General features: G+C 60.7%; 8 protein-coding genes. 4 read left to right on the top strand and 4 right to left on the bottom strand.

Annotated features, from left to right (window positions below; genetic code table 11):
• The 4 genes from AC1D1Z_RS31245 to AC1D1Z_RS31230 form a co-directional block, all read left to right on the top strand.
• The coding region (locus tag AC1D1Z_RS31245) for an ABC transporter permease (RefSeq protein WP_477852717.1) at nt 1–856 on the top strand (856 nt) is incomplete at its 5' end.
• A gap of 4 nt (nt 857–860) precedes the next feature.
• Nucleotides 861–1,796, top strand: a complete 936-nt coding sequence (locus tag AC1D1Z_RS31240; protein WP_018245814.1) for an ABC transporter permease — start codon at nt 861–863, stop codon at nt 1,794–1,796.
• Nucleotides 1,793–2,647, top strand: coding sequence for an ABC transporter ATP-binding protein (locus AC1D1Z_RS31235; RefSeq protein WP_018245815.1), 855 nt, complete (start codon nt 1,793–1,795; stop codon nt 2,645–2,647). Before AC1D1Z_RS31240 ends, AC1D1Z_RS31235 begins: the two co-directional genes overlap by 4 nt.
• On the top strand, nt 2,644–3,387 hold the full coding sequence (locus tag AC1D1Z_RS31230) for an ABC transporter ATP-binding protein (RefSeq protein WP_018245816.1): 744 nt from the start codon (nt 2,644–2,646) through the stop codon (nt 3,385–3,387). The genes AC1D1Z_RS31235 and AC1D1Z_RS31230 overlap by 4 nt, the downstream gene beginning before the upstream one ends.
• Nucleotides 3,388–3,472: 85 nt before the next feature.
• On the opposite strand, the gene AC1D1Z_RS31225 is transcribed toward AC1D1Z_RS31230, so the two are convergent.
• Genes AC1D1Z_RS31225 through AC1D1Z_RS31210 form a run of 4 tightly spaced genes read right to left on the bottom strand, consistent with a single transcriptional unit; the run spans nt 3,473 to nt 7,753 of the window.
• Nucleotides 3,473–4,363, bottom strand: a complete 891-nt coding sequence (locus AC1D1Z_RS31225) for a ribokinase (protein WP_018245817.1) — start codon at nt 4,361–4,363, stop codon at nt 3,473–3,475.
• Nucleotides 4,360–5,235, bottom strand: coding sequence for a MurR/RpiR family transcriptional regulator (locus tag AC1D1Z_RS31220; RefSeq protein WP_018245818.1), 876 nt, complete (start codon nt 5,233–5,235; stop codon nt 4,360–4,362). Before AC1D1Z_RS31220 ends, AC1D1Z_RS31225 begins: the two co-directional genes overlap by 4 nt.
• Complete coding sequence (locus AC1D1Z_RS31215) at nt 5,232–6,209, bottom strand: ABC transporter permease (RefSeq protein ID WP_018245819.1); 978 nt, start codon at nt 6,207–6,209, stop codon at nt 5,232–5,234. Before AC1D1Z_RS31215 ends, AC1D1Z_RS31220 begins: the two co-directional genes overlap by 4 nt.
• Nucleotides 6,210–6,226: 17 nt before the next feature.
• The gene (locus tag AC1D1Z_RS31210) at nt 6,227–7,753 is read right to left on the bottom strand and encodes a sugar ABC transporter ATP-binding protein (protein WP_477852713.1); all 1,527 of its coding nucleotides are present in this window, start codon (nt 7,751–7,753) and stop codon (nt 6,227–6,229) included.
• Between the last annotated feature and the right edge of the window lie 67 nt (nt 7,754–7,820).

Below are 7,820 nucleotides of genomic sequence, written 5' to 3'. Positions count from 1 at the left end.
CGTCTATAATGAGCTGGGGCTCGGGCAACCTGTCTGGATGCAGTTCCTCGCCTATGTCGGGAAGATTGCGACAGGCGATCTCGGCACATCGGCGACGACCGGCCAGCCGATCCTCACCGATCTCCTGACGATTTTTCCCGCCACCATCGAATTGGCGGTCATCGCCATGATCATCGGGGCGATCATCGGCGTTCCGCTTGGGATCACGGCTGCCGTCAGGCGCGGAACGATCATCGATCACGTTGCCCGCATCATCGCCCTTGCCGGCCATTCCATCCCGATCTTCTGGACCGGGTTGATGGCGCTCTTCATCTTCTATGCAAAGCTCAAGCTCGTCGGCGCATCGGGCCGGATCGATGTCTTCTACGAGGGTCTCGTCACGCCGGTGACCGGCTTTCTTCTGATCGACGCGGCGATAGAGCAGCAATGGGACGTGTTTCACAACGCCCTTGGCCACATCATCCTGCCGGCAGCGATCCTCGGCTATTATTCCGTCGCCTATATCAGCCGTATGTCGCGAAGCTTCATGCTGGAGCAACTGAGCCAGGAATACATCATCACGGCGCGGGCAAAGGGGCTCGGCACCCGCAAGGTGGTCTGGCGCCATGCATTCAAGAACATCCGGGTGCAGCTTTTGACGATCATGGCGCTGACCTTCGGCGGGCTGCTCGAGGGGGCGGTGCTGATCGAGACCGTCTTCGGGTGGCCGGGGCTCGGCCAGTACCTGACCCGGGGGCTGCAGATGAACGACATGAACGTGGTCATGGGTTCCGTCCTGACGATTGGCGCCGTCTTCCTGACGATCAACATCCTGTCGGATTTCCTTTATCGCATTCTTGATCCGAGGACACGGTGACGCCATGACGATCTCTTCTGAGCACGCAGACAGCGTTAACACTGGCGGCCTTCGCAACTGGCTGCTGGCACCGGAGCCTCGAGGGTGGTTCCAGTCATCGGCGCAGCAAATTCATCAGGGCTGGCGGAAATTCAGCCTGCACCCGCTAGGACTGGCCGGGCTAGCCATCATCGTAGTGCTGATCGTCGTGGCGCTGGCCGCCCCCCTGCTGACGAGCTATGATCCGATCGTTCAGGATATGGCCGGGCGGCTTGCGCCGCCATCCGCCAGCCATTGGCTCGGCACCGACAATTTTGGCCGCGACGTCTTTTCCCGGGTGATCTATGGCGCCCGCACCACGCTCTACATCATCATGCTCGTCACGGTCATCGTCGCACCGCTCGGCCTGCTGATCGGCACCGTCTCAGGCTATTTCGGCGGCATCGTCGATGAAGTACTGATGCGCGTCACCGACATTTTCCTCTCCTTTCCCGGGCTCGTCCTCGCGCTTGGTTTTGCCGCAGCGCTCGGTCCAGGCATCACCAATGCGATCATCGCAATTTCATTGACGGCCTGGCCGCCGATCGCGCGTCTTGCCCGCGCCGAGACGCTCAGCCTGCGCAAGGCGGACTATATCGCCGCCGTACGCCTGCAGGGCGCGACATCAATCGCGATCATCACGCGCCACATCCTGCCGATGTGCATTCCCTCGGTGATCGTCCGCGTCACCCTCAACATGGCCGGCATCATCATCACTGCCGCCGGCCTCGGTTTCCTCGGCCTTGGCGCGCAGCCACCGTGGCCGGAATGGGGTTCGATGGCCGCCAGCGGACGTGAATTCATGCTCGACAGCCCCTGGGTCATCGCAGCACCCGGCATTGCCATCGCACTCGTCAGCCTCGCCTTCAACCTCGTCGGCGATGCGCTTCGCGATGTTCTCGATCCCCGAGGTTCAGAATGACGGACTTGATCGATATCCAGAACCTCGAAATCGCCTTCGGCGGCGGACAGGTGCGGGCCGTGCGCGGCGTCAGCTTTTCGCTTGGACAGGAAAAGCTCGGGATCGTCGGTGAATCCGGCTCGGGAAAGTCGACCGTCGGCCGCGCGATCATGAAGCTGCTGCCACCGACCGCGATCGTCAATGCCGAGCGGATGCGCTTTCGCGACGTGGATCTGCTCAAGGCGACCGAAAAAACGATGATGACGATCAGGGGCCGGCGGATCGGCCTGATCCTGCAGGACCCGAAATATTCGCTCAATCCCGTCATGCGGATCGGCGAACAGATTGCCGAGACCTACCGCTTCCATCATCCGAGGACGAGCAGGGCAAAGACCTGGCAGCAGGCACTCGATATGCTCGAGGCCGTTCAGATCCGCGATCCGGAGCGTGTGGCCCGCCTTTATCCGCACGAAATCTCGGGCGGGATGGGCCAGCGGGCGATGATCGCCATGATGCTGATTGCCGAACCCGAAGTGCTGATCGCCGACGAACCGACGTCAGCGCTCGATGTGACGGTGAGGCTCGAAATTCTCGCCCTGCTCGACGAGCTCGTCTTGCGCCGCAATCTCGGGCTGATCTTCATCAGTCACGATCTCAATCTCATCAGGAACTTCTGCGATCGCGTTCTCATCATGTATGCAGGGCGGGTCGTGGAAGTGCTCGAGGCGCGCGATCTCGACAAGGCCCGACACCCTTATACGCAAGGGTTGCTGGCATCCTTGCCGACGATCGAAGATCCGCCTGCCCGGCTGCCGATCCTGAAACGAGATCCGGCCTGGCTTGAAGAATTCGCATTGGAGCCGTCGCGGTGATTAAAATCGACAATCTTACGGTCCGTTTCGGGCCTGGGCAGCGGCCTGTCGTCCGAGACGTAAGCTTCGCCATCGAAAGGGGAACTGCTTTCGGCCTGGTCGGCGAGTCCGGCTGCGGGAAGTCCACTGTCCTGAGGGCGCTTTCCGGCCTCAACGCCAACTATGACGGCCGGATCGAGCTCCACGGCGAGACGTTAAATCAGCAGCGCAGCCGGCCTTTCTTCCGCCGGGTGCAGATGGTGTTCCAGGATCCCTACGGATCCCTCCATCCCCGCAAGACCATCCGCTCGCAGCTGAAAGAACCGCTGCGCAACCAGGGGCTGGATACGAATTCGGTCGACATGAACGCGGTCCTGAGATCGGTTGGCCTCGACCCGGCGCTGAGCTACAGATTTCCGCACCAGCTGTCTGGGGGCCAGCGGCAGCGCGTGGCGATCGCCCGTGCGCTGATGCTGGATCCGGACGTTCTGCTTCTCGACGAACCGACATCGGCGCTCGACGTGTCCGTTCAGGCCGAAATCCTCAATCTCCTCCAGGATCTGCGCACCAATCGCGGTCTGACCTATCTGCTCGTCAGCCATGATCTCGCCGTCGTCTCGCACATGTGCAGCCGCGTCGCCATCATGGAAGCGGGCGAGATCGTCGAACAGGTCGATGTCGGCGCCTTGCGAAAAGGTGCGGTCGAACACCCCTATTCGCAACGCCTGCTGCGCGCGAGCAGGATGTATGGAAAGGCGTAGCTGTTCTCGGCCTTTGTTGAAAAGATTAAAGCTTGCAACGCCGGCCGCGTGTCATTGGCTCAGACGCATTTAGATATGGCAGACTTCATCTCAGACGATTTTCTTCAGGCGTACTAACCAGTCGTGCAGCCTCGATATTTGCCTTCTGAAGCGCGGCGTTCATCGTCTTCCCGGATGCGATTTCCGCAGCAAGGACGCCGATGAACTCGTCTCCGGCCCCATGCGTGCTCTCAACCTCAACCTTGACTGCTGCAACGGCGATCTCTTCTCCGCTGCGATTTGCGTAGGCGACACCCGATCCCCCGGCGGTCACCACCACTTCGGGGAAGATCTTCACAAGCTTCCTCGCCGCCTCCAGAGCGCCGTCAAGCGTTTCAACAACGGGAACGCCTGCCAGCATTTCGGCTTCGATGGCATTGACGACGATGATGTCGATCAGGTGTTGCAGATCGTTCGACAGAATGCGTGCCGGGGCTGCATTGATCAGCACGCGCCCGCCTGCCTGCTTCACGGCCTTTGCCGCCGCAACGTTGGCGGCATCGGGAATCTCGTTTTGCAGGACGAGAATTGTTGTTCTGCTGAGCAGATCTCGAGCTGCCGAGACATCGTGGTCGCCAAGCGTCAGGTTGCTTCCCGACACGATAACCGCACCATAGTCGCCTTCGGCATCGAAAGTCGCGACACTCATGCCGGTTGACTGCGATGCATCACGTCGGACGAATGTATGATCGACATTTTTGCGAGCGAGATTTGCGATAAGAAAATCCCCGAAGTCATCACCAGCAACCGCCCCGATCATGAAGGTGGCGACCCCGGTGCGGGCAGCCGAAACCGCCTGATTGCCGCCCTTGCCGCCGCTTTTCGGATGCCAGGATGTCCCCGTCACTGTCTCGCCCTTTCGGGGCCGGGCCGGTCCAAAGACGGCGATATCGTAGTGAAGGCTGCCGAAGACGGTGACAACAGGCGAAAATGTCATGGGAGGCGATCTTTTCGTTTGGACGTGACGGCGGACATAGTGCGTTCAAGATTGCGTTCGGCTGCCTGATAGTCACGCTGGGCGACGGCAACGAAGATGGCATCAAGGATGTTGAGCTGGGCGATGCGCGCTGCGGCATTTTCCCCCATCAGCGGTGAACCTTGTGCGGTGGAACACAGAACCACGTCTGCGGACTGGGCGAGAGCCGAGGAATCGTAGTTGGTGATTGCAATGGTGCGCGCGCCGTTCCTGCGCGCGAGCTGGATTGCCTCGATCACAGCGATCGTGTTGCCCGAATGGGAAAAGCCAATGGCGATATCGCCATCCACCAGCAACGAGGCCGACATCAGCATCATGTGGGAATCGTCGAAGACGCTGGCGCGCACGCCGATACGAAGAAACTTGTGCGCCACATCCCGTGCGATCTGCGCCGAGCCGCCGACACCGTAAAAGTCGCGGTTTCTCGCCTGGTGGATTAGATCCGCGGCCCTGTCGAATGCTTCCATATCGAGAATGGCAAGCGTTTCCTCAAGGGCGTGGATCGAGGTGCGAAACACTTTTTGGACGATTTCAAGCGACGTATCCTCCACGGACAGTTCCTGATGCATCTCTGCCGTTGGCTGGCGGTTATACTGGCTGACGGCGGAGCGGAAGTCACGGAAACCGGAGAAGCCGAGCTTCTTGGTGATCTTGACCACCATGGCTTCGGAAACGCCGGCGTTCTCGGCGATCTGCTTGAGCGACGTCTCGTCACTGAAATCGCGCATGGCGAAAACGGTATCGACGACCTTTGCTTCGAGCGGCGTCAAGAGCGGCATCATCATGCGGATGCGTGGCCCGACGGCCTTCATGTCGAAGCTTTCAGCGTTCATCCCCGTCCCCTTGTCGCGCGATCGATCATCATGGCGACGAGGATTATAAGGCCGGTGGCGAGCAGTTGATAGAAGGCTTGAACGTTCATCAGCGTCAAACCGTTACGCATCGCACCAAGGATGATGGCGCCGAGGATCGTGCCGAGAATGCTTCCCTTGCCACCCATCAGCGAAGCGCCGCCGATGGCCGCAGCCGCAATCGCGTCAAGTTCCCATAGGTTGCCGAGGATAGGCTCGGCAGCCCCGAGACGCCCGATCAGGATCAGCGAAGCGAGTGCTGCCAGCCCCCCGGAAATGACATAGGCCGTGATCTTGGTGCGCGCAATCGGAACGCCGGCCACATAGGCTGCCTCTTCATTGCCACCGACCGCCATCAGATATTCGCCGATCGGTGTCTTCTTGAGCAGGATCCAGGCGGCAATCGCAACGACAGCGACGATAATGACTGGCGTCGGAATGCCGAAGAGATTGCCGTTGAAGAGTGAGCGGAAGCCCGTGGGAATGCCGAGAACAGGATTGCCGCCGGTATAAATGAGCGCGATGGCCCGGTAGGTGCTGAGCGTGCCGAGCGTGACGATGAACGGCTGCAGGCCGACATAGGCGACGAGCGCGCCATTGATGAAGCCGCAGACGACGCCGACGCCGAGACCGGTGAAGATCGCCAGCGGTATCGGCGTGCCGGTCAGAAGAAGGGTCGCGGTGATGACGGCGGAGATTGCGGCCGTCGGACCAACGGATAAATCGATGCCGCCCGAGATGATCACCAGCGTCATGCCGAGCGCAAGGCACGCATTGATGCTCGACTGCTGGAGGATATTGATGAGGTTTCGTTCGGAGACGAAGCCAGGAACGAGCGCGGCAAACACGGCCATGATGATAATGAGCCCGATCAGGGTTCCGGCATCGCGGAGCGAAAACGAGAAGCGGCGAAAGACCGGTGCGGGCTTAACGGATGCAGTCGAAGAACTGGTCATTGGATGTCCTGTCTGGTTCACGCGGAGCTCGCAGTGCGGGCGACGGTGGCGCCGGGGTTGGCCCCGGGAATGGCATGCGCGACGATCGCGCTTTCGCTCAGCTGGTCGCGTGGAATGTCCGCAGCGATCGAACCTTCCCGCATCACCAGCACGCGGTCCGAAAGCCGGATAACCTCCGGCAGTTCCGAGGAGACGACGATGATCGAATGGCCTTCGCGGGCAAGATCCTCGATCAGATGATAGATCTCGGACTTGGCGCCGACATCGATACCTCGGGTGGGCTCGTCGAACAGCAAGATCTGCGACTTGGCCGCTAGCCAACGGGCAATAATCGCCTTCTGCTGATTGCCGCCGCTGAAAAGGCGAATGGGGCGATCCAGTTGAAACGGCCGCAGATTGACGCGCTTCAACAAATCTTGTGCGGCCGCACGGAGCTTGCCCGTGCTGATCATGCCGCCCGACGAAAAGCTGGAAAGCGAAGCGAGCGCAATGTTGGTACTGACTGGACGTAAGGGAATGATCCCTTCCCGCTTGCGTTCTTCCGGCACGAGACCGATGCCGGCGGCGATCGCATCGCGCGGGGAGGCGAAGCGCACGACCTTGCCGTCGATGGCGATCGACCCGTCGCTCAGGCGGTCAGCGCCGGCCAGAAGCCGCAGCAGTTCCGTGCGACCGGAGCCCACGAGCCCGGCAATGCCAAGCACTTCACCCTTGTGCAGCGTGAACGACACATCGCGGATCTTCGTTGCGGATGACAGCTTCTTGGCCTCGAGCTTGACCGTATCGGTGACGAAGGAATTGTGTTCCTCTTGCATCAGCTCGCGACCGACCATCATCGCGATCACGTCCTTTTCCGAGGCACTCTTGAGATCGACCATGCCGACGAGCTTGCCGTCGCGCATGACGCTGGCGCGCTGGCAGATGCGGAAGACCTCGTCCATCTTGTGGGAGACATAGATGATCGAGACCCCACTCGCCGAAAGGCTGGCGATCACCTCTGCCAGACGGTCGAACTCGCTCGGCGTCAGGCTCGACGTCGSCTCGTCCATGGCGATGACCTTCGCCTTGTCGAGCAGCGCGCGACCGATCTCGACGATCTGGCGTTGCGCGACCTTGAGGGAGGAGATCGGCGCTGAAGGATCAATAGTCCTGTCGATCAGCGAGAGGGCTTGCGCCGCGCGGCTCTCCTGCTCACGGCGGGAGACGAAAAGACCACCCAGGYGGGTCAGCGGATGACCGAGAAACATGTTCTGGGCGACGCTCAAATGCGGCACCTGCTGCAATTCCTGGTGAATCATGGCGACGCCCACACTGCGGGCATCTATCGGCCTTTTGAGGATCAGGGCCTGACCATCGACAAAGACCGTTCCGGAGGTCGGGCGGAACACGCCGGAGAGGATTCGCAGAAGTGTGGATTTGCCGGCGCCGTTTTCGCCTAGAAGTCCGTGGATCTCGCCGGCTGCAACATCGAACGACACGTCGGCCAGGGCGTTCACCCCGGGGAAGCTCTTGGAGATCGTCTCGAATCTCAGTCGCGGCACCATCACTCCACCTCCTTCAACACATCGGGATGCCGGCCTTGACGGCCGGCATCTTTGACCTTCGCTACTT

The organism is Rhizobium sp. P1_E1, from assembly GCF_056406015.1.
The sequence above is the reverse complement of the archived record's forward strand: the minus strand, read 5'-3'. Positions and strand labels throughout refer to the sequence as shown.

Bases quoted from the DNA above. Each gene is read 5' to 3' on its own strand.
- AC1D1Z_RS31240 (WP_018245814.1), top strand. From the start codon at position 861: ATGACGATCTCTTCTGAGCACGCAGACAGCGTTAACACTGGCGGCCTT.
- AC1D1Z_RS31235 (WP_018245815.1), top strand. From the start codon at position 1,793: ATGACGGACTTGATCGATATCCAGAACCTCGAAATCGCCTTCGGCGGC.
- AC1D1Z_RS31225 (WP_018245817.1), bottom strand. From the start codon at position 4,363: ATGACATTTTCGCCTGTTGTCACCGTCTTCGGCAGCCTTCACTACGAT.
- AC1D1Z_RS31220 (WP_018245818.1), bottom strand. From the start codon at position 5,235: ATGAACGCTGAAAGCTTCGACATGAAGGCCGTCGGGCCACGCATCCGC.
- AC1D1Z_RS31215 (WP_018245819.1), bottom strand. From the start codon at position 6,209: ATGACCAGTTCTTCGACTGCATCCGTTAAGCCCGCACCGGTCTTTCGC.